This window comes from Phenylobacterium sp. Root700, assembly GCF_001429025.1.
Lineage (GTDB): Bacteria > Pseudomonadota > Alphaproteobacteria > Caulobacterales > Caulobacteraceae > Phenylobacterium.
In genome coordinates, this window is record NZ_LMHT01000022.1 from 69,841 (window position 1) to 94,844 (window position 25,004).

Consider the following 25,004-nt stretch of genomic DNA (forward strand, 5'->3'; position numbering starts at 1 on the left):
GGGGCCTATATCGGCCTCCCTCATGAACACCCACGAAACACGACTGAAAAAGGTGAAGTTCCGGGCCTGGCACCGGGGCTTTCGCGAAGCGGACCTCATCTTGGGGCCGTTCGCGGACCGCTACGCCGCGAGCCTGAGCGTCAGCCAGCTCGACGCCTTCGAGGCGTTGATGGAAGAGGCCGACCAGGACCTCTATGAGTGGATCGTCGAGCGGACGCCGACTCCGCCTGAGTTCGACGGCGAAATCATGAAAATGATCAAAGCTTTCCGCTTCGAAGCTTATGAGGCTCGCGGAGAGGATCATGGCGGCTGACGGCGCGCGCGCGCCGACGGCGGCTGACCATCGGCGGATAGCTCAGGATCCTGGGCGGCTTGACCTTGTGGGCGCGCCGGAGGGTTTCGACGCCCTGGTGATGGCCGATATCGTCAAGGCCCGTGGGGGCCTGTCGATGTTTGTCGCCCGCGACGGCTCGCGGCTTTCGGCCTTCATCGACGCCTTCACCTTCTTCTCGCCGCAGGTGCAGATCTTGCGGTTCCCGTCGTGGGATTGCCTGCCTTACGACCGCATCGGGCCTTCGCCAGGCTCCGCCGCCGAGCGGATGACCACCCTGGCGCGGCTGGCCAAGGGGCTAGACCCCAAGAAGCCGTCGCTGCTGGTGACCACGGTCCCGGCGCTGCTGCAACGGGTTCCGCCGAAGTCGACCGTCGAGGGCGCGGCCTATTCGGCCAAGGTCGGCAATGTGGTCGAGATCGCCGATCTCGAACGCTATTTCGCGATCAATGGCTACCAACGGGCCTCGACGGTGTCGGAGCGCGGCGAGTTCGCGATCCGCGGCGGGGTGATCGACGTCTTCCCGCCGAGCGCCGAGGAGCCGGTGCGGCTCGACCTGTTCGGCGACACGCTGGAATCGATCCGGGGCTTTGATCCCGAGACTCAGCGCTCAACCCGCCAGCTCAAGGACGTCTCGCTGCTGCCGGTGAGCGAGTGCCTGCTGGACAAGGATGCGATCTCGCGTTTCCGGCGCGGCTATGTCGAGACGTTCGGCGCGCCCGGCGGCGACCCGCTGTACGAAACCGTCAGCGAAGGCGGTCGCCGCGCGGGCATGGAACATTGGCTGCCGCTGTTCTATCCGGACATGGCGACCCTGCTGGACTACCTGCCCAGCAACACCTTGATCGCCACCGATCACCTGGCTGAATCGGCCCGCGAAGAGCGGATGTCGATGATCGCCGACGCCTACGATTCCAGGGCGCAGGCCGACCGCAAGGTTCACTATCATCCGCTGTCGCCCGACCGGCTCTATATGGACGCCGACGAATGGCGCGAGCGGCTGGCGGCGCGGCCGACCCGGCGGTTCTCGGCCTTCCAGGAAGTGGAAGGCGACACCGTCGTCGACATGGGCGCGCGGCTCGGCCGGACGTTCGTTGCCGAGCGTCAGCAGGATTCGGTCAATCTGTTCGAGGCCACGGCCGACCACGCCCGGAAGAAGGCCGCTGAAGGCAAGCGCGTGCTGTTCGCCTCCTGGTCGGACGGTTCGTCGGACCGCCTGGGCGCCATGCTGGCCGATCATGGCCTGAAGAACATTTCGCTCGCGCCTTATTGGGATGCGGCCAAGGCCGCCGATCCGAAGAGCCCGCAGCGCGTGGTGCTGCCGCTGGAGTCCGGTTTCGAGACCGAGAACCTGGCGGTCATCTCCGAGACCGACATTCTCGGCGACCGGCTGGCGCGTCCGCGCCGCAAGCGCCGGGCCGCGAACTTCCTGGCCGAGGCCTCGTCCCTGACGCCAGGCGATCTGGTGGTCCATATCGACCACGGGATCGGGCGTTATGAGGGCCTGAAGACCCTCGACGTCCAGGGCGCCCCGCACGACTGCCTGGAACTGCAATACGGCGGCGAGGCCAAGCTCTATCTGCCGGTCGAGAACATCGACCTGCTGACCCGTTACGGCTCGGACGGCGAGAACGTCCAGCTTGACCGCCTCGGCGGGGCGGCCTGGCAGGCGCGTAAGGCGCGGGCCAAGGAGCGCCTGCGCGAGATGGCCATGGGCCTGATCGGCATCGCCGCCGAGCGCGCGACCAAGGTCACCGACCCGGTCGTGCCGCCGCATGGCGTGTTCGACGAATTCTGCGCCCGCTTCCCCTATGAAGAGACCGAAGACCAGCTCAACGCCATCGGCGATGTCCTGGAAGACCTGGGCGCCGGCCGGCCGATGGATCGCCTGATCTGCGGCGACGTCGGCTTCGGCAAGACCGAGGTCGCCCTGCGCGCCGCCTTCGTGGTGGCGATGAGCGGCCTGCAGGTCGCGATCGTGGCCCCAACGACCCTGCTGGCCCGCCAGCACTTCAAGACCTTCTCCGAGCGCTTCCAGGGTTGGCCGATCAAGGTCCGGCGTCTGTCGCGCCTGGTTCCCGCCAAGGAAGCGGCCGAAACCCGCGAGGAGCTCAAGAACGGCGAGGTCGAGATCATCGTCGGCACCCATGCGGTGCTGTCCAAGCAGGTCGGGTTCAAGAACCTCGGCCTGGTGATTGTCGACGAGGAGCAGCACTTCGGCGTGAAGCACAAGGAGAAGCTCAAGGAGCTTCGCACCGACGTGCACATGCTGACCCTGACCGCGACGCCGATCCCGCGGACCTTGCAGATGTCGCTGTCGGGCATCCGCGAGATGTCGATCATCGCCACGCCGCCGGTCGACCGGTTGGCGGTGCGGACCTATGTCACGCCCTTCGATCAGGTGGTGATCCGCGAGGCGCTGCTGCGCGAGAAGTATCGCGGCGGCCAGGCCTATTACGTCGCTCCGCGTCTTTCCGACCTGCCGGAGTTGGAACGGTTCCTGCGCGTGCAGGTGCCGGAGGTTCGCTATGTGGTCGGCCACGGCCAGATGGCGCCGACCCAGCTCGAGGAGGTGATGAGCGCCTTCTACGAAGGGCAGTATGACGTGCTGCTGTCGACCACCATCGTCGAGAGCGGGCTGGATATCCCGACCGCCAACACCATGATCCTGCACCGCGCCGACATGTTCGGCCTGGCCCAGATGTACCAGCTGCGCGGCCGGGTCGGCCGGGCCAAGGCGCGGGCCTACGCCTATCTGACCACCCCGGCCGAGAAGCCGATCACGCTGTCGGCCGAGCGCCGCCTGAAGGTGCTGCAGTCGCTCGACAGCCTCGGTGCCGGCTTCCAGCTCGCGAGCCATGACCTGGACCAGCGCGGCGGGGGCAACCTGCTGGGCGAGGAACAGTCGGGCCATATCCGCGAGATCGGGGTCGAGCTCTATCAGCAGATGCTGGAAGACGCGGTCAACGAGCTGAAGGAACTGGCCGGCAAGGGCGACGGCGCCGCCGACCGTGGTTGGTCGCCGCAGATCAACACCGGCGCGGCCGTGCTGATCCCCGAGGAATACGTGCCCGACCTGAACGTGCGCCTGTCGCTCTATCGCCGTCTGTCCGACGCCGAGAAGTCGGGCGACCGCGAAGCCCTGGCCGCCGAGATGATCGACCGCTTCGGTCCGCTGCCGCCGGAGGCTGGCCAGCTGCTGAAGGTCGTGGCCATCAAGGGCCTGTGCCGCGAGGCCAATGTCGCCAAGATCGACGTCGGCCCCAAGGGCGCGGTCGTCACGTTCCGGGGCGATGAATTCAAGAACCCGATGGGTCTGGTCGGCTTCGTCCAGAAGAACCAGATCGCCTGGAGAATCCGTCCCGACCACAAGGTCGTGGTGAAGGGCGAGTGGGAAACCCCGGAGCAACGGCTCGCCGCCGCCGAGCGGGTGCTGGCCGAGCTCGCCAAGCTGGCGGCCTAGCGGGGTTTGCCTCGCGATGGCGCTGCTCTAGGTTGCGGCGTCGGGGTGTAAGGGAACGTTCGTGCAAAAAGTCATCACCGCAGCAGCTCTGACTGCATCGCTATTCATGGCCGGCGGTGCGAGGGCGCAGGATGCTGAGACCTTGGGCGACCTGAAGTGCATCGCTGTCATATCGATCGCCGCCGGCCAACAGACAGATCCGGCCGCCGTCATGAGCGCGGGGATGGGAATCCTCTATTTCATGGGCCGGATCGAAGGCCGCGTCCCGGGCTTCAACGTCGAGAACGGCCTGCGAGTCGAGGTGGGGAAGCTGACCAGCGCCGGCGTGACGACCGAACTTGTCCGCTGTGGCGGGGCGCTGACCTCGAAGGGCAAAGAACTGCAGGCCATCGGACGCAGCATGCAAAGCATGCCCGACTTGAAGCCGGACACCTGAGCCTGGTTCAGGAGGCTTCCGTCGCCGTCAACAGGCGCCGTGCCCGGATCCACATTTCAAGCCGCTGGGCGCAGACCAGGCCCGCCGCGAACAGCAGGAAGACGTCGGTGATCTCCACCGGCGTGACATGCAGCTCGCTTGCGTGGCTCATCGCATAGTCCCTGAACGAGAAGCGCAGCAGGAAGACGCCGGCGATCAGCGCCATGCCGAGCGGCGAGGCCTTGCTGGTAAAGGCGTGGGTGGCTGGATCGATGGTGATGGCGACAGTCCGTCCGCGCCACCAGCCCATGCCGACGCCCATGCCAAGCGCAAACATCTCCGCGGCCAGAACCGGAAGACGCGGCGCGGCTTGGGCGGAGAGGCTGAGGATGACCGCAGTTAGGATCAAGGTCGGCATGATCCACATGCGTTCGATCCGCAGGCGGCGTGCGCGGCTTCCGCGCAGGACCATGATCGCTATGGCGATGAGCGGAACAAGGTAGGTCCAGGGGACCGCCGAGTTCTGCGGCTCCATCAGCTGGCTTTCTGATGGGCGCGCGCGGCCGCCTCTTCCAACGCCTTGCCGACTGCGTCGGGGGATGCGACCTCGGCGACGCCGATGTCGAAATCGACCACGAAGGGCGGCTTGCCGTCACCGGCCTCGAAGGCGGTGCAGCCAATGACCGCGGCGATCCGTTCGCCGGCGGCGCGGGCCGCGGCCTTGTTGGTGGCGGGTAGCGCGAGCGCGAAGACTTCAGGACCCAGACGGGCGGCGGTGTCCTCGACGCGGACCAGGCGGCCGATCATCGAGCCGATCTGCGGTATGGCGCGATCGAGCCAGCCGCCGGCGCGGGCGTGAGAGACGTCGGTGCGTTCTGCGACCTTGAGCACGCAGACCGAGAGCGGCCGCCCGCGAACCCGCGAGGCCTGGGCCAGTCGGCCCACGTGACGGGCGAAGAGGTCGCGGGTGAAGAGGCCGGTGGCCGCGTCCATCAGGCCCGAGGTGCGGGCCTTCTCCAGGGCGCGGCGGACCGCGCTCTGATGGCGGTAACTGCGGGCCAATTCCAGAACACGCCGGGCGGTCTCGGTCTCCGGAGTTTCCGGCGAGGCCACATCGGAGACGCCCCGATGGTAGGCCTCGGACATGGTCACGTAGCTTTCCTGGCGCATGTAGAGCAGGGCGGGCGTGTGATAGAGGCGGGTGTTGCGGCGCATGCCGGCGGCGATCGACAACGCCTCCTGGCTGGTGTCGCCGGCCCACAGCACCACGGCGTCGAACGGCCGCTCATGCAGGTAGTCGAAGGCCGTGTACGCGGTGAAGGCGCCAACCACCTCGGCCCCCGACCGGGTGAGGGCGTTGGCCAGGGCCAGGAACTGCGGGGCCGGTTCGCCGATGGCCAGCACCTGGAACGGCGAGGCGTCGGGTTCGGGCATGTCCAGCCGGCGGCCACGGTCGGCGAAGGTCTCGAGCCGAAGTTCGAACTCTTCTTCCGCCACGGCGGTCCGGACCAGTGTCTCCAGCCGCATCACCGCCTGGGCGGGGTGCAGCGGGGCCGCCAAGGTCAGGTCGAAATCATAGGTGTCGAGCTCGGGGCCCGGATCGCCAATGGCGATGACCGGCAGCCGGCGCGGGGCGCAGGCCGCTTTCAGGCGGCGCGCCATGGTCAGGGCTTCGTGACCGCCGCTGGCGAGGTCGACGATGGCCGCCTCAACCCCCAGGTCGCCCAGGGCCGCGAGCGCCGCATAGGGGCCGCGGGCGGTGACCGTGCGCCAGCCGAGCCTGTCCAGACCCTCGGCGAGAGGGCCCGCCAGGGCGTCGTCGCGTGCAACAATCAAGACGCGCGCCTGGACGCCAGCCGTCATTTCCGAGAATCCTCGCCCAGTTTCCGCGACGCCCTTACCCGGTGTGGGCGGGAATCGAAGCGCAGAAGGACTATACAGCCCCAGCGCGCATGGGACAGCGACCGCGCGTCGCAGGGAGAAGAGAAGGATGGTTATGGATCAGATGCTTAAGGGCCAGGTGGCGGTGATTACGGGCGCTTCGGGCGGCCTGGGCGCGCATTTTGCGGGTCTGCTGGCGCGGGCGGGGGCTTCGGTGGCCCTCACGGCCCGTCGGCTCGATCTTGTGGAGAACCATGCTGGTGTCATCGCGGGCGAAGGCGGACGCGCCATGGCGCTGAAACTGGACGTGGCGGACGCCGCGTCCATCGGTCCGGTCTTCGACGAGGTGGAGACCGCGCTCGGTCCGATCTCGATCCTGATCAACAACGCCGGCGTCGGCGGCGAGGGGCTGGCCCTGGACCTCTCCATCGACGAGTGGGATCGGACCTTCGACGTTAATGTGCGCGGGGTCTTCTTCGCCGCCCAACAGGCCGCCAAGCGGATGATCGCCTCGGGCGTCGCCGAGCGGGGCGACGGACGGATCGTCAACATCGCCTCGATCGCCGCGCACACGGTGCTGCCGGGCCTTTCAGCCTACTGCGCCTCCAAGGCTTCGGTCGCGATGCTGACCAAGGGGCTGGCGCGCGAATGGGCGCGACGTGGCGTAGCGGTGAACGCGATTTGCCCGGGCTATATCGAAACCGACATCAACGCCGATTGGTTCGCCACTGAAGGCGGGCAGAAGCAGATGAAGAGCTTCCCGCGGCGGCGGCTGATGGAGGCCGGTGACCTGGACGCCGCGCTGATGATGCTCTGCGGCCCGGCCGCCCGCGCGATCACCGGGACCGTCATCACCGTCGATGATGGCCAGTCGTTGCCCGGCGGCGGCTGATGGTTGGCTGACGGAGCGTCACCACTTCTAAGCTCTCAGCACAATCAAGGGAGACGACACATGGGCCAGGGACCGCTTTCGGGGCTTAAGATCGTGGAGTTCGCCGGGATCGGACCTGGCCCGTTCTGCGGCATGTTGTTGTCGGACCTGGGGGCCGACGTCGTGCGGATCGACCGCAAGGGTCAGGGCCGGGCCTCGCCCGCCGACATCACCAGTCGCGGGCGGCGCTCGGTGGCCCTGGACCTGAAGAACCCGGCGGCCATCGAAACCTGCCTGAAGCTGATGGAAGGGGCGGACGCCGTCTTCGAGGGCTTCCGCCCAGGCGTCATGGAGCGGCTCGGGCTCGGCCCCGAGGTGGCGCTGAAGCGCAATCCGAAGCTGGTCTATGGCCGGATGACCGGGTGGGGGCAGTTTGGCCCCTACGCCAATGCGGCTGGCCACGACATGAACTACATCGCCATCACCGGGGCGCTGCACGCCATCGGGTCCAAGGACAAGCCGGTCCCGCCGCTGAACCTGGTCGGCGATTTCGGCGGCGGCGCGCTCTATCTCGCCTTTGGCCTGCTGGCCGGGGTGCTGAGCGCACGCTCGACCGGCCGCGGCCAAGTCATCGATTGCGCGATGAGCGACGGCGCGGCCTCGCTGATGTCGATGTTCTACGGCTTCAAGGCTAGCGGGATGTGGAAGGACGAGCGGCGGGCGAACCTGCTCGACGGCGGCGCGCACTTCTACGACACCTATCAATGCGCCGACGGCAAGTGGATCTCGATCGGCTCGATCGAGCCGCAGTTCTACGCGTTGCTGCTGGAGAAGACCGGGATCACCGACCCTGAGTTCGCGGCCCAGATGAACCGCGGCAGCTGGGATTCGCTGCGCGAGAAGCTGGCCGAGGTGATCGCCAAGAAAACCCAGGCCGAATGGTGCGAGATCATGGACGCCACCGACGTCTGTTTCGCGCCGGTGCTGGACCTCGATGAAGCCCCCAAGCACGCGCATAACGTGGCGCGGCAGACCTTTGTGGAACTGGAAGGCGTGGTTCAGCCCGCTCCGGCGCCGCGGTTTTCGGTGACGCCTGGGGCGATCCAAGGACCGCCGCCGGCCATCGGCGCCCACGACCAGGAAGCCTTGGGAGATTGGGGCTTCTCACCGGCCGCCATCGACGCGCTGAAGGCTTCGGGCGCGCTGGCGGGGTAGGCGCGTCGCGCTCCGGATCGACCAGGCGGCCGATCCGGAGGCGACCTCAAATACTACTTCGTCGGGGCGGTCATCGCCGTCATCGCGGTGGCGACTTCCTTCTGAGCGGCGTGGGCGTCGGCCGCGAGCGGGATCAGGCCGCGTTGCTGCAGATAACCGCCCTTGCCGGTCGCGCCGTCGGAGACGAAGGCCGAGACGAACTCGCGCAGGCCCGGCGTCACGCCGATATTGGCCTTTTTCACGTAGATGTAGAGCGAGCGCGACACCGGGTAGGTGCCGTTGGAAATGGTCTCGAACGTCGGGGCGACGCCGTCGACCTTGGCCGCCTTGACGGTGTCCATGTTGTTTTCGAGGAACGAGTAACCGAAGACGCCGAGCGCGTTCGGGGTCTTGGTCAGGGTTTGGACGATGGCGTTGTCGTTCTCGCCAGCGTCGACCCAGGAGCCGTCGCTGCGGATCGTGTGAGCCTTGGCCTTGAAGGCGTCCTCGTCCTTGCCGTGCAGGGCGTCGAGAGCCGGGATCTTGCGGGCGCCCTTTTCCAGGCCGAGTTCGACGAAGGCGTCGCGAGTGCCCGAGGTGGGCGGCGGGCCGTAGACCAAGATCGCCTGGGCGGGCAGGGAAGCGTCGACGTCCTTCCAGCTCTTGGCGCTGTTCTTGGCGAAACCGGCCCCATCGGGCAGTTCGGCGGCCACGCCGCGATAGACCTGATCGAGCTTGAAGTCGTAGGTCGGGCCGGACTTGGCGTTGGCGATCACGATGCCGTCATAGCCGATCTTGATCTCGACGATGTCGGTGACGCCGTTGGTCACGCACTGCTCGAATTCCGACTTCTTGATTGGACGCGAAGCGTTGGCGACGTCGGGGAACGCCGCGCCGCTACCGCCGCAGAACAGCTTGAAGCCGCCGCCGGTGCCCAGGCTTTCGACCTTGGCCGGACGACCGCCCGTGGTCTTGGCGACATTCTCGGCCACGCGGGTGGCGAAGGGGAAGACCGTGGAGGAGCCGGCGGCCCAGACCTGGTCGCGCCCGCTGGCGCTGGGACCTGCAGCCTTCTCGGCGCCGCTCTTGGAAGGTTGCTGACCACAGGCGCTCAAGGCGACCGCGACGACGGCGAGATAGGCAAAAGTCTTCATGGGATGGCTCCGCACCAGTTTAGGTGGCTGGCGCTAACATCCAAGTTTGACAGTTCCGTGAAGGTCACGTGACGGCTTACCCAGCGGATGAACGGGTTCCGTGAACGGCGTTCACGCAGGGTTCAGCCGAGAAGCCCCAAAACCACGCCAGATTGGTCGCCGCAAACTCCCGTCCCTCGACGTGGCGGCTGGTCTGGTGGAACGACACGCCCATCGGCGGCGCGCCGGTTTCCCGCAAGGGGCCGGCGCGCCGTTTCACATGCGCGAGGGGCCTGCGATGATCGCTTGCGCCGGGAGGCGACGTTGATCACCTTCCGCGCCATGTCGATCCGCCAGAGAATCCGTCAGTTGCGAGAGATCGATTGGGACCCGTCACATTGGGCGCGGCTCATTCTGATCATCACCGGACGGGCCTTGAGCCGGCTCTGGGGCCGCGACGTCATGCTTTATGTGGGCGGCGTCTCGTTCTTCGTCATGCTCGCGGTGTTTCCCGCCCTGGCGATCAGCATCGGGATCTACAGCCTGCTGGCTGATCCCAGCACAGCAGCGCATCAGGCCGAGATGTTGGCGCGGCTGATGCCGGCCGGCGCCCAGAGTCTGTTCCAGGCCGAGCTGGAGCGCTTGGCCCACGCCCCGTTCCAGGCGATCTCGACCCAGAGCATGGTTGCGCTGGTGGTCGGCGGATACGCGGCCCATCGCGGCTTCAAGGCCTTGCTCGCCGGCTTGTCGTTCATCCATGACGACGAGGCGCCGCGTGGCTTCCTGGGGTTCAATCTCCTGGCGCTGGGGGTGCTGATCGCAGCGTTCGCGATGATGGCGTTCTTCTCCACCATCTTCTTCTATTTCCGGTTCGTCGCCGCGGCGTTCGGACTCAAGCCGCTGGCCGGCGTGTCCTGGCTCTATAGCGAGTGGACCTGGGCGAGCCTTGGCCTGACCTTCGCCATGAGCCTGATCTACCGCTTCGCCATGTCCAGCCGACCGGTCGACTGGCGCGCCTCGATCCTAGGCGGGGCGTCGGCGGCGATCCTTTGCCTGTTCGTGTCCTGGGCCAGCGCCTTCTATGTCGAACAGATCGCCCACCTGGGCGCGACCTACGGCTCGGTGGCCGCTGTCGTCATCTTCCTGATCTGGCTGTCGTGGAGCGTAAACGCGGTGTTCTTCGGCGGGGCCTTCGCCACCGAGATCGAGATCGTCCTGAACGAGCGGCGGTCGTTGCCGCTGCTGGACGATCAGCGAGAGAAACCTAAGCTGGTTTCCCGATCAGAAAACTGAGCACGCCGTCGTCCTCGGCGACATCGAGCACCTCGAAACCACCACTGGCGGCGAAGTGTGGCACGTCGATCCGCGCCAGCGGGTCGTCGGCATAGAGACGGACCAAGGCGCCCGAGGGGGCGTTTTCCAACGCGCGCCGCAAGCGAAGGGTCGGCACCGGGCAGCGGTGACCGCGGGCGTCCACGGTGATTTCAGTCGAAGGCATGCCTGCGGCCATACAGGTTCGAAGCCCTAAACCCAAGCGTGGCCTTCGTCCTAAACCGGCCAAGCGGCCGGGTGACTGCCCAGCGGCATGGTCGGCCGCGCCCAGCCGACTGGGGTCGCCGACATCGACACCGGCGCGCGCAGGTGGCGAACAGGCCCGAAACCAGAGTCGGAGTCGATCCGCCAGCCGTCGATCTCCTGGGGCGACAGGGGCTGAACTTCGCTCAAGGCCTCAACTGTTTTGAGCCCGAGCCCGCGCACCCAGACCCCGGTCTGGGCCAGGGAAACCCGGACCAGATAGCTCCCGCCGAAGCGGGCGCGGCGATCCAGCGCGACCATGGTTCCGAAGGCGGCGAGGAAGCCGGTCGTGTAGTCGGTGACAGCGCCGGGCTGAAGTTGCGGTCCTCTAGCCCCGCCGTGAATATCGGCCATGCCGGTCACGGTCTGGGCCAGTTGCTCCCAGCCGGGACGCTGGCTCCAAGGGCCTTCATGACCGTAGGCGTTGATCGAGGTGTAGATGATCCCGGGCCGCAGCCGAGCGAGGTCCAGCGGTCCCAGGCCCATGCGTTCGAGAGCTCCGGCCCTGTAGCCCTGACTGAACACGTCGCACTCGGCGATCAGGGCCTTGAGGCGGGTCAGCTCGGCCGGATCGGTTAGATCCAGCCAGGTCGATAGCTTGCCGTGGTTGACGTCGCTGATGAAGTACTCGGTCGCCGGCAGCTTTGGCGAGGCCACGTAGAGAACGTCAGCGCCGTGCTGAGCCAGGGTCCGGCCGCAGGTCGGGCCGGCCAGGACGCGGGTCAGGTCCAAGGCCCGGACACCCGAAAGCGGCTGGTCGCCGTGGGCGGGCAGGGGCATCGGCGGGCCTTCGGCGATCTTGATCACCTCGACGACCGGCCGCGAGGCCAGGATCTGGCCCTGTTCCGAGGCGTCCCATTCATCGGCCGTGCGGACCATGGCGCCGCACACGCCGGCGTCGACGATGGCCTTCTCCAGGTCCAGCGCGTTCCAGGTCAGGACGTTGGCGGCGACCGCCGCGTTGTCGGCGGGTGAGCCGATCAACTTCAGCAGCTTGGCGGTGCTGGCCGGGAAGCTCGGGTGCAGGAACACCGCGCGGCCGTCCTTGGTCGGGAAGAAGCCCTGGCCAAGAATCGCCGGAGCCCCGCCGAGTTCCCCGGGGAGCGGGGGCGGCGCCCGCGACGCATCGGTGAAGTTCTGGAACGCGAAACTGAGAAGGGCCGCGCCCGCTTCGCGCGTGGAGACCGTGACGTCCTGCGTCTGGCCGGTGCGCTGGGTCCAAAGGTCGGCGGCCATGGCGCCGGTCGCGGCGAGGGCGGCGGCGGCGGCGGCTTCGGCGTGAAACCGGGTCTTCAATCCGGCCGCCTCCTCGGTGATCGCGACGGACGCTGAGGGCGCCTTGCCCGCTATCCGCATCAGTTGCGCGAACGCATCAGTCGCCGCCGTCATCGAGATCCCCACCCTGGTCTTTTGACCATTATGGAAGGTGTCGCGCGGCGGTGGCAACAGGGACCACCTGGGCGCCAAGCAGTTGGAAAGACGTGTAAACCAGGGCGAAACAACTTCCCCGCTATGCTCGATGGGTGAAGCGAGCTCGGGGTGGCATGCAGTCTCTGTCGCGCAGGTTCCAGGTCAGCCTGGGGGTGATGTCGCTTGTCGTCACCGCGCTCGGAACCCTGGGAGCCTTCGTGGTCTTTCAGCGCGAGCTTTCGAGCCGGCAGATCACCTATCTGGCCGACTATGTGCAAGAGCGCAGCAGCAACGTCGATAAGCGCTTCTCCAACCTCGAGAACCTTCACAAGTCCGCGGCGCACGAACTGGAGCGGCGGGTGAATCAGCTCTCGCCGGCCCAGGTCGAGCAAATGATGGAGACCTATTATCCGTTGCGGCCGGACGGTACGCGACGGAGCCGACCGGAACATTTTGAAGGCCACCAGACCTCGGCGGGCAAGATCATCTATGGGGTCGGCGCCTTCGTTTCGCGGCCGCAAACCGCAACGATGGCGGAGAAGGCGGCGATGGTCGCGGCTTTCGAGATCGTGTCCGACTTCGGTCAGGCCGCCCGCGGCGACTACGACAACTTCTACTTCGTCACACCCGAGACGCGGCTGGTGATGTTCGGGCCCGATCGGCCCGATCGCCTGATGTTCTATCGCGAGGAAGCCCCCGCCGACCTTGATGTCGGCAAGGAGGAGATGGCCACCCTGACCACCCCAGGGAATGATCCGGAGCGCTCCACCCGCTGCACCAGCCTGCAGCGCCTGATCCAGGACAATCACGGCGAGCGTCTGGCGACCGCCTGCATGACGCCGGCCTATGTGAACGGCCAGTATGTGGGCGCGTTCGGATCCTCCATCGAGCTGACGGGCTTCTTCCTCAACGCCATTCGTCACACCCTGCCTGGCGCATCGAACCTGGTCGTCACGGGGAAGGGGCAGCTTATCGCCTATCCCGGGTTTGAGACGCGCGGGACCGCGTCGGAAACCACGATCCGCAACTACGAGCAGAACCTGGACGTGAAGGCGCTGGTCCGCGCCATCCGAGCCGACGGCAAGACCCACGGCGTGATCCTGAGCCCGTCGGGGAAGGATATCGTCGCCTATGGCAAGCTGACCGGACCCGACTGGTATCTGCTGCTCACCTACCCAAAATCGGCGGTGACATGGTCGGCGGCGAAGTCGGCCTCGTGGGTCTTGCTGCTGGGCTTGTTGGCCGCCGTCGCCCAGATGCTGATGGTCCTCGCAGTCGCCCGGCGCACCATCGTCCAGCCGTTACGGCGACTGGCCGCCTCCTGCGAGCCGGAGGCGTTCGGCGAACGCGACCGCACCGACGTGACCGATATCGAGGCGCGTGACGACGAGATCGGCGTGCTGGCCAAGGCGCTGCGAGGTGAGCGCGACAAGGTCGATCAGGTCTTGGCCTCGCTCGAGGACCGAGTCCACGAGCGGACCGCGCAGTTCGAACGCGCCAACGCCGAGAAGTCGCGGTTCCTGGCCAATATGAGCCACGAACTGCGAACCCCGCTGAACGGGGTGATCGCGATCTCCGAAACCCTGGCTCAGCAACAGAAGACCCAGCAGAGCCGTGAACTGGCTGAGCTGATCGTGTCGTCCGGCCGGCTGCTGGAACAGGTGCTGACCGACATCCTGGACTTCTCGAAAATCGAGGCCGGCGAGATTTCGCTCGGCAGCGAGGCGTTCTCGATGCCCGAGGTGGTCGGGCGGATCGCCGAATTGCATCGCGCCTCGGCCGAAACCAAGGGGCTGGTGCTCGCCTGGAGCGTGGAGGCGGGCGTCGATGGCCGATTCATGGGCGACCCCGTCCGGCTGACACAGGTGCTTTCGAACCTGCTGTCCAATGCTGTGAAATTCACGGACGCTGGATCGATCCGGCTGGAGGTCCGAGGCCATGGCCGGGCCGTCCAGTTCACGGTCACCGACACCGGCATCGGTTTCGACGACGAGGTGAAGCAGCGACTGTTCCGCCGTTTCGAACAGGCTGACGCCTCGATCCGCCGGCGGTTTGGAGGCACAGGGTTGGGACTGGCGATCAGCCGGTCGCTGGTCGAATTGATGGGCGGAGGGATCGACGTCGAGTCCGAGGCTGGAATCGGTTCGACCTTCGCCTTCACGCTTCCCCTCGAGCGGGCCGCCGAAGAGACGGCGGCGCCCGCGCCTTGTCCGACCGAGAGCTTCGACATCACCGGCCGACGGGTGTTGCTGGCGGAAGATCACCCCACCAATCAGAGGGTCGTTCAGCTGATCCTGCAGTCGGTGGGCGTCGATCCGGTCATCGTGGAGAACGGCGCCCTGGCGTTGGAGGCGCTGCGGGCCGAGCGGTTCGACGTGGTGTTGATGGATATGCAGATGCCGGAACTCGACGGCCTGTCGGCGACCGCGCTGCTACGAGACTTCGAGCAGGCGCAAGGCTTGACCCGCACCCCGGTGATCATGCTCACGGCCAACGCCTTGGATGAACATGTCCGGGCCAGCCACGACGCCGGAGCGGACCAGCATCTGTCCAAACCGATCCGGGCCGGCGCCTTGATCGAGGCGATCGTCCAAGCGATCGCTGGCGCTGAACCGAAGGCCGAGGCCTTGAAACCGGCGGTCGGCGGCTGACGCGAGGCTGTTGCGCGGCTACAAGCGGCGTGGCGATTGCGGAGGATGTAGTGACCATCATCACCACGACCGAACAACTGGAAGCCCTTTACGGCGTTCCGGGCGAGGCCTCGACGGTCAAGGAGACCGACCAGATCACGCCGGAATATCGCGCGCTGATGGACGCTTCGCCGTTCGTGGCCCTGGCCACGGCCGGGCCGGAGGGCCTGGACTGCTCGCCGCGCGGCGACGCCGGGCAGGCGGTGAGGGTGGTCGACGAACGGACCCTGATGATGCCCGACCGGCGCGGCAACAACCGCTGCGACTCGCTGCGCAACATCGTGCGTGACCCGCGTGTCGCCTTGCTCTTCCTGATCCCCGGCTCGGGGACGACCTTGCGCGTCTATGGAACGGCCCAGCTATCGGTGGACCCCGAGCTGCTGACCTCGTTCGCGGTCAAGGGCCAGGCGCCGCGCTCCGTCATCGTGATCACGATCCAGAGCATCTATTTCCAATGCGCCCGGGCCATCGTGCGCTCGGAACTGTGGAACCCGGAACGTCATGTCGATCCGGCGACCCTGCCGACGCCAGGGGACATCCTGGCCTCGATGAGCCAGGCGCGGGTCGGGGGACGGGCCTATGACGAGGAATGGCCCGAACGCGCCGCCAAGACCATGTGGTGAGCTTCTAGCCCGCGAACACCAGCTCGGCGGTCGCGGCCTGCAGCACCCTATGCGCGCCCGGCTCCAGGTCGTCAGGCAGGATAAGGCCGCCGATACGGTCGCGATGCAAATCGACCACATGATTGCCCACCGCGGCGAACATGCGCCTGACCTGGTGGTAGCGGCCCTCCTCGATGATCAGTCGGGCCTTGGTTTCCGAGAGCGGCTCGAGGATCGCCGGGAGCAGGGGCTTCTCCTCGCTCTCCAGCATCAGAGTCCCGGCGGCGAACACCGCGCCTTCCTCCCCGGTCAGGGGCCGATCAAGCGTGGCGATGTAGCTCTTGGGCACGTGGCGCTTGGGCGAGATCACTCGGTGCAGGAACCCGCCGTCGTCGGTGATCAGCAGCAGGCCGGACGTATCCTTGTCCAATCGCCCAACGCTCGACAGCGCAGGGTCGCGAACCCGCCAGCGCGGCGGCAACAGGTCATAGATGCGACGGCCGGCTTCCTTGTGCGAGCAGACAACGCCGACCGGCTTGTGCAGCATGATGACGACCGGCGGCGGCGGATCGACCGGATGGCCCATGATCGTCATCCGAACCGGCAAGTCGGGGCCGATAGCGATCCGCGCATTGGCGTCGGTGAGTTCGACCCCGTCGAGGGTCACCTCGCCGGCGGCGACCAGACCGTGCATCTCCTTGCGACTGCCGTAGCCCAGATTGGCCAGCAGACGGTCCAGGCGCATGGTCGGGGTCTTGCTCATCGTCGCGCCTCATAGACCTTGAAGCCGCTGGCGTCCGCCACCGGTTTCACAACCTTGAACACTTCGCCAAGCACCGCCTCATAGGGCAGATGGCGATTGGCGGTCAGCCAGAGCGAGCCGCCCTTGCGCAAAGAGCTTGAAGCGGCCCGGATAAAGGCCTGGCCCAGCGCACGGTCCTCGGCGCCGCCGTCGTGGAACGGCGGGTTCATCACCACGAAGTCAAGGTCAGCGAGGGTGGCGGAGGCGCCCCGGACGTCGGCCCATTCGAGCGAGACGCGGGGATCCTGGACGTTGCGTTTCACGCAGTCGACCGCCCGACGATCCAGTTCGATGAGCTTGAGGCTGGTGACCTCAGGATAACTCAACACCTTTTGCGACAGCCAACCGATCCCGCATCCGAGGTCCGCGCCTCGGCCTTTCAGTTTCGGAAGGTGCTTGATCAGCAGTTCGCTGCCGGGGTCGAGCCGCTCCCAGCTGAACACGCCGGGCTGGGACCAGAGGCCCGAGGCCAGCTGCCGTGGCGCGCCATCAGCGATGGCCTGCTCCAGCCCTACCAACGCCGCCGGCCGCTCGACCGAACAGATGCGATGATGGCGGCGCGAAACCTCAGCGACCTCGCAGCCGAAGCCTTCCAGCGTACGCTTCAGACGCAAGCCGCCACGATCCTTGGGGGCCGCAGCGGTCAGGGTCCCGCCCGGCGTCAGGACCCGCAGGGCCTGGGCCACGACAAAGCGCGCCTCGACCGCGCCTGGCGGAACCAGCAACGCAACCTCGTCCAGCGAGGCGTCCGCGAGTTGGGCCAGATCGTCCGAGCCGGGGATCAGCGGCGATAGCTGCCGAGCTCCCTTAGGCGTCTCGATGACGTCGGCGGGCGGGTTTCCATAGACTGCAGTAGGCAAGGGGCAGGTCCGAACGGCGAATCTCAAACCTCTCCTTTAGGCTATTGGGCCGCCTGGCGCCTCGCTCCGTCGCAATCAGACATGCAAGTTGAGTTGGCCCGTGATGTGCGAAGCCTAGGGTCTGGCGATGGCGAACGTTCACTCCACCGCGGTCATCGCACCTAGCGCGTCTATTCATGAGACCAGCGAGGTCGGACCCTACGCCGTCATCGGTCCGCAGGTTCGTCTAGGGCCTGGGAATGTGGTGGGGCCGCATGTGGTGATCGAGGGCGACACCGAGATCGGGGCCGACAACCGTTTCTTGGCGTCCTGCTCGATCGGCGCCAGTCCGCAGATCACCGGGCGGAGCGGCCACGTCGGGCGCCTGATGATCGGCGATGGCAATGTCTTCCGGGAGTTTGTCACCGTCCACGCAGGCGGCGAGGGTGTCACCGTCCTGGGTTGCCGCAATCTGATCATGGCGACGGCTCACGTGGCTCATGATTGCCGGCTAGGCGACGACATCGTCCTCGCGAACGGCGCGACCCTGGGCGGTCATGTGCAGATCGAGGACGCGGCCCAGGTCAGCGGGCTCTGCGCCATCCATCAGCATGTGCGAATCGGAACCAACGCCTTCGTGGCGGGTGGCTCAATCGTCACGCAGGACGTGGCCCCCTATTGCCTGGTGCAGGGCGATCGAGCGCGCCTGGTCTCGCTGAACCTGGTGGGGTTGAAGCGGGCAGGGCTGTCGACGATCGAAGTGGCCGCCTTGAAGCGGGTCTATCGGGCGCTGTTTCGTGGGCCTGGTTCAATGGCCCAGCGGATCGCCGCCCTGGACGCCAGCGCGCCCGATCAGCGCGCGCGTCGCCTTCTGACGTTCCTGCGGACCAGCGAGCGCGGGGTCATCACGACACCGCGCCGGAGCTTTGCAACTGCGGCCTAAGGCCCAATCGTTCACCTTCGGCTTGCCGTTTGTCGCCCGATAGGCGAAGTGACCGCCATGGCCATTGGACGCAGGAGAGTAGATCGGGCGCAACGCTTTCGGGCGCGCCGGGTCTGGTGGGAACGGCACGGCGCGTTTACGCGGGGCGTGGTCACGGGCGTCGTGTTGTGCGCCGTGGTCATGTGGATCGCGCGGATCGCCGCCACCTTCTAAGAGCTGGGGATAGGTCGCGGGCCGCCCGGTTCAAACCACATTCCTGTGGAACTGGTCCGCGCTCGGTTGCGGAATCGCAGCCGATCACGACAGGGACATACGAGGGATTTTCGGAGCATGGCAGTGTCACCCCACAACGGTTCGCGGCCGGCGGTCACCCAATTGAAGCCTCGCATCGTCGTGTTCGGCGTTGGGGGCGCCGGGGTCAACGCCGTCAACAATATGATCGAATCGGGCCTTGAGGGCGTCGATTTCGTGGTGGCCAACACCGACGCCCAGCAGTTGTCGCTGGCGCTGGCCAGCCAACGCATCCAGCTGGGCATGCACGTGACCCAAGGTCTCGGCGCCGGCGCGAACCCGAACGCCGGCCTGAGCGCGGCCGAAGAATCGATGAGCGACATCGTCCACTACCTGGACGGCGCCGACATGGTCTTCATCACCGCGGGCATGGGCGGCGGCACCGGCACCGGGGCCGCGCCCTTCGTGGCCCGCTGCGCCCGGGAGCGCGGCATCCTGACTGTCGCCGTGGTCTCCAAGCCGTTCCGCTTCGAGGGCCGTCACCGGATGCGCCTGGCCGAGGCTGGCCTGCGCGAGTTGCAGCAGTTCGTCGACACCTCGATCATCGTGCCGAACCAGAACCTGTTCCGCGTCGCCACCGAACAGACCACCTTCGCCGAAGCCTTCAACATGGCCGACCAGGTGCTGCACGCCGGCGTGCGTTCGATCACCGACCTGATGGTGCTGCCGGGCCTGATCAATCTCGACTTCGCCGACGTGCTCAGCGTCATGGGCGGGATGGGCAACGCCATGATGGGCACCGGCGAGGCGGTCGGCGAAGGCCGCGCCAGCGTCGCGGCCCACAACGCCATCCAGAATCCGCTGCTGGACGAAACCTCGCTGGCCGGCGCCAAGGCCGTGCTGGTGAACGTCACCGGCGGCTCGGACATGACGCTGCTGGAGGTCGATGAGGCCGCCAACGTCATCGCCGACCAGGCCGATCCGGACGCCAACATCATCTTCGGCGCGGCCTTCGACGCCTCGTTGGAAGGCAAGCTGCGGGTCTCGGTCGTGGCGACCGGCATGTCCTCGGGCAACACCGACGCGCCGATCGGACCGGCGCCGGGCGCCCCGCCGCCTCAGGCCGAAGAACCGGGCGGCGGAGAGCCTACGCCCGCCACGCGCCGCTTCTGGTGATCGACCGGGCGGCGCGATCTTTAGCAGGCGTCGCCGTCATCCAGGTCTAAGGTTTCTCTTCGGGACGAGCGGCATAGGACCGACCTCGTCCCGAGGGAGCCTTCGCCTTGCCTGATCCCATCCTCGACCGCCGCCAGATGCTGGTCATCGGCGCGGCGGTGTCCGGCGCAGCAGCCGTTCCGGCCGTGGCCGCCACCGCCCCGTCACCCGCCTTCACCGCCAAGCCGCTGCCCTTCGATCCCAAGGCTGTGCCCGGATTGTCGGAAAAGCTGCTGGTCAGCCATTTCGAGAACAACTACGGCAACGCCGTCCGCAAGATCGGGGCGATCACCGCCGAGGTCGCGGCGATGGATGTCGCCACAGCGCCCGGCTATCGGCTCAACGGGCTGAAGCGCGAAGAGCTGCTGGCCTGGAACTCCGTGGTCCTGCACGAGCTCTATTTCGCCGGCCTGGGCCTGGCCGTGGCGCCGAGCCCGGCGCTAGCCAGAGCGCTTGAGCGTGATTTCGGCGGCCATGAGGCTTGGCGCGCCCAGTTTTCGGCCATAGGCAAGGCGCTGGGCGGCGGATCAGGCTGGGTGATCCTGGCCTGGAGCCGACGCGACGGACGCCTGGTCAACCAGTGGGCGGGCGATCACACCATGAGCCTGGCCGACGGCGCGCCGCTGCTGGCGCTGGACATGTACGAACACGCCTACGCCATGGACTACGGCGCCAAAGCGGCCAGCTATGTGGACGCCTTCATGAAGGCGATGACCTGGAGCGAGGCCAATCGCCGCTTCGCCCGGGAGATCGCAGAGGCCTAGGCGCTATTCGACGGGCCGCGCCAGATAGGCCGCCTCGTCGAGCTCGCCCTCCCACTTGGCGACGGTCACCGCGACGGACAGATCGCTGGTGGCGTTGGTGATCGTGCGGGTCATGTCCAGCAGCCGGTCGAAGGGGAGGACGAAGCCGACCACCAGAGCGGTCTGTTCGGCGCTCAATCCGATGACCTGCAGGACGGCGGCCAGCATGAACAGCGAGGCCGACGGCACCGGGGCGGTGCCCAGAGCCACGACCGTGGTCGTGATGCCAAGCATCAGATACTGCGCGAAGGTCAGGTCGACACCGAAGGCTTGCGCCGACAGCATGGCCAGCAAGGCCACGTAGAGCGCGGTGCCGTCCATGCTCAGGGTGACGCCCAGCGGCAGCGCCGTCGAGGCCACGGTGTGGCTGACCCCCAGGTTCTTCTCCGCCACCCGCATCGCCACCGGCAGGGTCGCGGCGCTGGAGGAGGTTGAGAACGCGATGGTCACCGCGTCGGTGATGTCGCGAAAGAAGGGGAGGGCCGGCAACCGCGCGACGAGGCGGATCAATCCGCCATGGATGAGCAAGGTCTGGATCGCGCAGCCGACAATCAGAGCCGCGGCGAGCTTCAGGACATGGACGAACGCGCCTGGGCCTGACGTCCCCATGACCCAGGCGACCAGGGCGAAAACCCCAAATGGGGCGACCTCCATGATGAAGCGGACGATCTGCAGCATGATATCCGCGCCGGCCTGGAAGAGGCGTGCGGCGATCTCGGCCTTCGGCGCGATGGTCAGGATGCCCAGGCCCACCAGGATGCCGAAGAAGATCACCGACTGGATTTCCCCGGCGGCGAGCGCGGCGATCGGATTGGTCGGGATGATGCTGATCAGGTGCTCGCCCAGCCCCGGCGGCGCCTTGGCGATCACCTCAGGCGTCGCCCCGCTGACGTTCATACCAACGCCGGGTTGGAACAGCGTGCCGATGCTCAGGCCGACGCTGACCGCGATCACGGTGAGCGTCAGGTAGAGGGCCAGGGTCTTGACCCCGATGGAACCCAACCGCCGCGCGTCGCTCATGCCGGCGATCCCGGAGACGATAGAGAAGAACACCAGCGGCGCCACGACCATCCGGATGAGGCGTATGAAGACATCGCCCATCCATTTGATCTGCACGGCGACCTCGCCAAGCACCAGTCCAATGATCGTGCCGAGCACCAAGGCCGCCAGGATGCGCTTCCACAGGACGACGTCGAACCAATAGCGCCGGATCAGACCGCCGACGCCCGGGCGTCGGGCTACTGGTGGGGCGGCGGGATCAGGGTCGATGGCCATGGAAGCATCCTAGGTTACGCCGTGCCGAGATACGCCGGACAACGATAGTTGCGTCGGTATCTCCAACACTAGCCTGACCGGGCGGCGGATTTCGGGAACCTTTCGAGATCTCCGTCATCCAATCGAGCGAACAAGGGGCAGAGCCATGAGCGTCCAACCGCAGATCGACTACGAAACGCTCAGCGATCTGGAGCTCGCGGCCTTTGTCGCGGTTCGGGACGCGGCGGCGGTGCGGGTGATCACCGGCAGGAACAACCAGCGCCTGTTCCGCGCCGCCTGGAGCATCCTGAAGAACCGCAGCGAAGCCGAGGATGCGGTGCAGACCGCCTACCTCAAGGCGTTCGCCGCCATCGCGGGGTTCAACGGCGGGTCTTCGCTCGCGACCTGGCTGACCCGTATCGCCATCAACGAGGCCTTAGAACGACGCCGCGCCAGTCGTCGGCGCGAGGCGCAAATCGACGCCGGATCCGTGGTCGTCATGGAGGAGTACCGGGACAAGCTCATGCGTGGATCGACCAACGGCCAACCCGATGGCGCGCTGCTGCGCGCCCAGATCCGCCGCCTTCTGGAGGAGGCCATAGGCCGGCTCCCCGACGACTTCCGTCTGGTCTTCGTCCTGCGGGAAATCGAAGGCCTGAGCGTGGAGGAGGCGGCCGAGGTGCTGGGCATTCCGCAACCGACCGTGAAGACACGGCACCTGCGGGCCCGGCGCCGGCTTCAAAACGAACTCGACCCCGAACTCAAGACCGCCCTCGAAGGCGCCTTTCCCTTTGCCGGCGTGGACTGCGAGGCGCTGACCGAGCGGGTCCTAGCGCAGTTCTGCGACATACCTTCACTTCCCACCGGAGATCTCGAAAATGACTGATCAAATGCGGTTCATTGACCGCCGCGCGGCGCTGGCTCTCGGAACCTCCACCCTTTCTGCCGCTGGCGTCCTGGCGGTGCTGGGCGTGGCCACACCGCGCAGCGCCTTCGCCGCCGGCGCGCCGACCCAGGACGTGCAACTTCTCAACGCCGCCATCGCCTTGGAGCATGAAGGCATCGCGGCCTATCAGATCGCCGCCGAAAGCGGACTGCTGACCCCCGACGTGTTGAAGATCGGGATCACCTTCCAGGGACACCACAAGCAGCACCGCGACGACCTGGCCTCGGCGGTTCGCCGCCTGGGCGGCCAGCCGGTGGCGGCCAAGGCCCTGAGCGCCTACGCCACCGATCTGGGCGCGGGGTCGCTGAAGGATCAGACCGGGGTGCTGAAGCTGGCCCTCAAGTTGGAGCGGGGCGCGGCCAACGCCTATCTTGGCCTGATCCCGTCGCTGGACCAGACCGACTTCCATGTCCTGGCCGCCCGCATGGCCGGTGACGAGGCCTTCCACGCCGCCACGCTGGGCAATGCGCTGGGCGAGGCCATCCCGCAGAAGGCGCTCATCTTCGGCTGAGCCAGGACACGCCATGACACCGCTTCGCTTCGCAATTCCCGCAGTCGCCGCGGTGCTCATGGTCTGCCCGCCTGCCGCGGCCGCTTCGCTCCCCGGTGATCCCCAGCGGGGGGCGAGCCTCTATGAGACCCGGTGTGGGGCTTGTCATTCCCTTGACGCCAACCGGATCGGGCCTAGCCATCGCGGGGTCGTCGGACGGCGCGCAGGGGTGGTTCCAGGGTTCGCCTACACCCAGGCCCTGAAAGCTTCGGGCCTGGTCTGGACACCGAGCAACCTCGACCGCTGGCTGACGGCGCCGACCAGCCTAGCAAAAGGAACCGCCATGGGCTTCCGGATGCCCGCCGCCCAGGACCGCGCCGACGTCATCGCCTATCTCGCCAGCCCCGCGGTCGCTGGAGCCAAGCGGCCCGCCGCCGGACGATAGACCGATATTCCTCCCGCAGAACGATCAGGAGTTGCACCTGGCGATGGGATCGCCGATGCGATGGTCAGAGCCATGGCGAGCGGCCCCCTCGGGGACGCCTTCTCGACTGGCCGCGCGCTTGATTTCGTTGTTGCAGCGCCCCCAAGGCGCAGGAAGGAAACCGATGACCTCGCCGAAGCTGGAGACGCTGGCCATCCACGCCGGAGCCGCGCCCGATCCGACCACCAAGGCGCGGATCACCCCGATCTATCAAACCGCGTCCTATGTCTTCGACGACGCCGACCACGCTGCGGCGCTGTTCAATCTGGAGCAGGGCGGCAACATCTACACCCGGCTGATGAACCCGACGACCAGCGTCCTGGAAGAACGGGTCGCGGCGCTAGAAGGCGGCATGGCCGCCTTGGCCGTCGCCAGCGGCCACGCCGCCCAGTTCATCGTCTTCCACACCCTGATGGAACCCGGCTGCAACATCGTGGCCTCACGCAAGCTCTATGGCGGGTCGATCAACCAACTCGGCCAGAGCTTCAAGCGGATGGGCTGGGGCGTGACCTTCATCGACAGCGACGAGGCGTCGGACTTCGCCGCCGCCATCGACGACAAGACCCGCGCGGTGTTCGTAGAATCGATCGCCAATCCGGGCGGCGTCATCACCGACATCGCTGCGATCGCCGAGGTCGCCCATGCCGCCGGCGTGCCGCTGGTCGTCGACAACACCATGGCCAGCCCGTACCTGTGCCGGCCGTTCGAGCATGGGGCGGACATCATCGTCCACTCGCTGACCAAGTTCCTGGGCGGCCACGGCAATTCGCTGGGCGGCGTGATCGTCGACAGCGGCCGCTTCGACTGGAAGGCCGGGGGCAAGTACCCGTACCTGTCGGAACCCAACCCCAGCTACCATGGCAAGGTCTTCACCGAGGCCTTCGGCCCCGTCGCGTTCATCGTGGCCTGCCGGGCGCTCGGCCTGCGCGACCTGGGTCCCGCCCTGTCGCCGTTCAACGCCTTCATGATCCTCACGGGCATCGAGACCCTGCCGCTGCGGATGGAGCGGCACGTCCAGAACGCGCTGGCCGTGGCCCAGTGGCTGCAGAAGCACCCCAAGGTGGCCTGGGTGTCCTATGCCGGGCTCCCGGACGATCCCTACTACGCCAAGGCGCAGAAGTACGCGCCGCGGGGCGCCGGTTCGGTGTTCACCTTCGGGCTGAAGGCCGGCTTTGACGCTGGCGTGAAGTTGGTCAGCGGCGTGAAGCTGTTCTCCCACCTGGCCAATCTTGGCGACACGCGCAGCCTGATCATCCATCCGGCCTCGACCACGCACCGGCAATTGGAAGAGGCGGCTCAGCGCGCGGCCGGCGCTGGTCCCGACGTAGTCCGGCTCTCGGTCGGGCTGGAGCATATCGACGACATCATCGGCGATCTGGACCAGGCCTTGGCCCAGATCTAGGGCGAGGCTTTCCGGCGGGCCTGCGCTCGC

Annotated in this window: 22 protein-coding genes and 1 pseudogene; 15 read left to right on the top strand and 8 right to left on the bottom strand. The window is 67.0% G+C overall.

The window, feature by feature from the left end:
• The first annotated feature begins 22 nt into the window (after window positions 1-22).
• The 3 genes from ASE02_RS11280 (at window position 23) to ASE02_RS11290 (ending at window position 4,230) form a co-directional block, all read left to right on the top strand.
• A complete protein-coding gene (locus tag ASE02_RS11280) occupies window positions 23-313 on the top strand; it encodes a succinate dehydrogenase assembly factor 2 (RefSeq protein ID WP_056734191.1) in 291 nt (96 codons plus the stop codon).
• Entirely contained in the window at window positions 303-3,794 is a 3,492-nt protein-coding gene (gene mfd / locus ASE02_RS11285) for a transcription-repair coupling factor (RefSeq protein ID WP_056734193.1), read from the top strand. Before ASE02_RS11280 ends, mfd begins: the two co-directional genes overlap by 11 nt.
• 61 nt (window positions 3,795-3,855) lie before the next feature.
• Window positions 3,856-4,230 (top strand): hypothetical protein, encoded by a 375-nt coding sequence (locus ASE02_RS11290; RefSeq protein ID WP_156406016.1) that lies wholly within the window; start codon window positions 3,856-3,858, stop codon window positions 4,228-4,230.
• Between the two features lie 7 nt (window positions 4,231-4,237).
• Here ASE02_RS11290 and ASE02_RS11295 read toward each other — a convergent pair whose 3' ends face one another.
• Window positions 4,238-4,744 carry a CcdC protein domain-containing protein gene (locus ASE02_RS11295; protein WP_056734197.1) on the bottom strand — a complete coding sequence of 169 codons (507 nt, stop codon included), beginning with the start codon at window positions 4,742-4,744 and terminating at the stop codon, window positions 4,238-4,240.
• Window positions 4,744-6,072 (bottom strand): diguanylate cyclase domain-containing protein, encoded by a 1,329-nt coding sequence (locus ASE02_RS11300; RefSeq protein WP_056734199.1) that lies wholly within the window; start codon window positions 6,070-6,072, stop codon window positions 4,744-4,746. The genes ASE02_RS11295 and ASE02_RS11300 overlap by 1 nt, the downstream gene beginning before the upstream one ends.
• A gap of 133 nt (window positions 6,073-6,205) precedes the next feature.
• On the opposite strand from ASE02_RS11300, the gene ASE02_RS11305 reads away from it, so the two are divergent.
• Both ASE02_RS11305 and ASE02_RS11310 read left to right on the top strand, forming a co-directional pair.
• Window positions 6,206-6,982 carry an SDR family NAD(P)-dependent oxidoreductase gene (locus ASE02_RS11305; RefSeq protein ID WP_056734202.1) on the top strand — a complete coding sequence of 259 codons (777 nt, stop codon included), beginning with the start codon at window positions 6,206-6,208 and terminating at the stop codon, window positions 6,980-6,982.
• Between the two features lie 60 nt (window positions 6,983-7,042).
• Window positions 7,043-8,176, top strand: a complete 1,134-nt coding sequence (locus ASE02_RS11310) for a CaiB/BaiF CoA-transferase family protein (RefSeq protein WP_056734204.1) — start codon at window positions 7,043-7,045, stop codon at window positions 8,174-8,176.
• Window positions 8,177-8,229: 53 nt separating this feature from the next.
• Here the strand turns inward: ASE02_RS11310 and ASE02_RS11315 are convergent, their stop codons facing one another.
• The gene (locus ASE02_RS11315; protein WP_082602014.1) at window positions 8,230-9,309 is read right to left on the bottom strand and encodes a substrate-binding domain-containing protein; all 1,080 of its coding nucleotides are present in this window, start codon (window positions 9,307-9,309) and stop codon (window positions 8,230-8,232) included.
• Between the two features lie 303 nt (window positions 9,310-9,612).
• Between ASE02_RS11315 and ASE02_RS11320 the strand changes: the two genes are divergently transcribed.
• Window positions 9,613-10,581, top strand: coding sequence for a YihY/virulence factor BrkB family protein (locus ASE02_RS11320; RefSeq protein ID WP_366932436.1), 969 nt, complete (start codon window positions 9,613-9,615; stop codon window positions 10,579-10,581).
• Here the strand turns inward: ASE02_RS11320 and ASE02_RS21990 are convergent.
• Together ASE02_RS21990 and ASE02_RS11325 are read right to left on the bottom strand one after the other, a co-directional pair.
• The gene (locus ASE02_RS21990) at window positions 10,553-10,798 is read right to left on the bottom strand and encodes a sulfurtransferase TusA family protein (protein WP_235536669.1); all 246 of its coding nucleotides are present in this window, start codon (window positions 10,796-10,798) and stop codon (window positions 10,553-10,555) included. The genes ASE02_RS11320 and ASE02_RS21990 overlap by 29 nt on opposite strands.
• Before the next feature lie 38 nt (window positions 10,799-10,836).
• On the bottom strand, window positions 10,837-12,252 hold the full coding sequence (locus ASE02_RS11325; RefSeq protein ID WP_056734898.1) for a CoA transferase: 1,416 nt from the start codon (window positions 12,250-12,252) through the stop codon (window positions 10,837-10,839).
• A 155-nt stretch (window positions 12,253-12,407) separates the two neighbouring features.
• Here ASE02_RS11325 and ASE02_RS11330 point away from each other — a divergent pair, with 155 nt between their 5' ends.
• The gene (locus ASE02_RS11330) at window positions 12,408-14,924 is read left to right on the top strand and encodes an ATP-binding protein (protein ID WP_056734206.1); all 2,517 of its coding nucleotides are present in this window, start codon (window positions 12,408-12,410) and stop codon (window positions 14,922-14,924) included.
• 50 nt (window positions 14,925-14,974) lie between these two features.
• On the top strand, window positions 14,975-15,586 hold the full coding sequence (locus tag ASE02_RS11335; protein WP_056734208.1) for a pyridoxamine 5'-phosphate oxidase family protein: 612 nt from the start codon (window positions 14,975-14,977) through the stop codon (window positions 15,584-15,586).
• A gap of 4 nt (window positions 15,587-15,590) precedes the next feature.
• Here the strand turns inward: ASE02_RS11335 and ASE02_RS11340 are convergent, their stop codons facing one another.
• Entirely contained in the window at window positions 15,591-16,328 is a 738-nt protein-coding gene (locus ASE02_RS11340) for a 16S rRNA pseudouridine(516) synthase (protein ID WP_056734210.1), read from the bottom strand.
• A complete protein-coding gene (locus tag ASE02_RS11345) occupies window positions 16,325-17,227 on the bottom strand; it encodes a class I SAM-dependent methyltransferase (protein ID WP_056734212.1) in 903 nt (300 codons plus the stop codon). Before ASE02_RS11345 ends, ASE02_RS11340 begins: the two co-directional genes overlap by 4 nt.
• 127 nt (window positions 17,228-17,354) lie before the next feature.
• Here ASE02_RS11345 and lpxA point away from each other — a divergent pair, with 127 nt between their 5' ends.
• From lpxA to ASE02_RS11360, 3 genes and pseudogenes are all read left to right on the top strand, one after another.
• Complete coding sequence (gene lpxA, locus ASE02_RS11350; RefSeq protein WP_056734214.1) at window positions 17,355-18,149, top strand: acyl-ACP--UDP-N-acetylglucosamine O-acyltransferase; 795 nt, start codon at window positions 17,355-17,357, stop codon at window positions 18,147-18,149.
• Between the two features lie 330 nt (window positions 18,150-18,479).
• Window positions 18,480-19,484: pseudogene (ftsZ, locus tag ASE02_RS11355) on the top strand (cell division protein FtsZ); the annotation flags it as partial.
• 179 nt (window positions 19,485-19,663) lie between these two features.
• Complete coding sequence (locus ASE02_RS11360; protein WP_235536670.1) at window positions 19,664-20,359, top strand: superoxide dismutase; 696 nt, start codon at window positions 19,664-19,666, stop codon at window positions 20,357-20,359.
• 3 nt (window positions 20,360-20,362) lie between these two features.
• Here the strand turns inward: ASE02_RS11360 and ASE02_RS11365 are convergent, their stop codons facing one another.
• On the bottom strand, window positions 20,363-21,673 hold the full coding sequence (locus ASE02_RS11365; RefSeq protein WP_082602017.1) for a dicarboxylate/amino acid:cation symporter: 1,311 nt from the start codon (window positions 21,671-21,673) through the stop codon (window positions 20,363-20,365).
• Window positions 21,674-21,818: 145 nt separating this feature from the next.
• Between ASE02_RS11365 and ASE02_RS11370 the strand changes: the two genes are divergently transcribed.
• From ASE02_RS11370 to ASE02_RS11385, 4 genes are all read left to right on the top strand, one after another.
• On the top strand, window positions 21,819-22,538 hold the full coding sequence (locus tag ASE02_RS11370; RefSeq protein WP_056734216.1) for an RNA polymerase sigma factor: 720 nt from the start codon (window positions 21,819-21,821) through the stop codon (window positions 22,536-22,538).
• Entirely contained in the window at window positions 22,531-23,109 is a 579-nt protein-coding gene (locus ASE02_RS11375) for a ferritin-like domain-containing protein (protein WP_056734218.1), read from the top strand. Before ASE02_RS11370 ends, ASE02_RS11375 begins: the two co-directional genes overlap by 8 nt.
• Before the next feature lie 58 nt (window positions 23,110-23,167).
• Window positions 23,168-23,533 (top strand): cytochrome c family protein, encoded by a 366-nt coding sequence (locus tag ASE02_RS11380; protein WP_156406032.1) that lies wholly within the window; start codon window positions 23,168-23,170, stop codon window positions 23,531-23,533.
• A 163-nt stretch (window positions 23,534-23,696) separates the two neighbouring features.
• On the top strand, window positions 23,697-24,974 hold the full coding sequence (locus tag ASE02_RS11385; protein WP_056734222.1) for an O-acetylhomoserine aminocarboxypropyltransferase: 1,278 nt from the start codon (window positions 23,697-23,699) through the stop codon (window positions 24,972-24,974).
• Window positions 24,975-25,004: the final 30 nt, after the last annotated feature.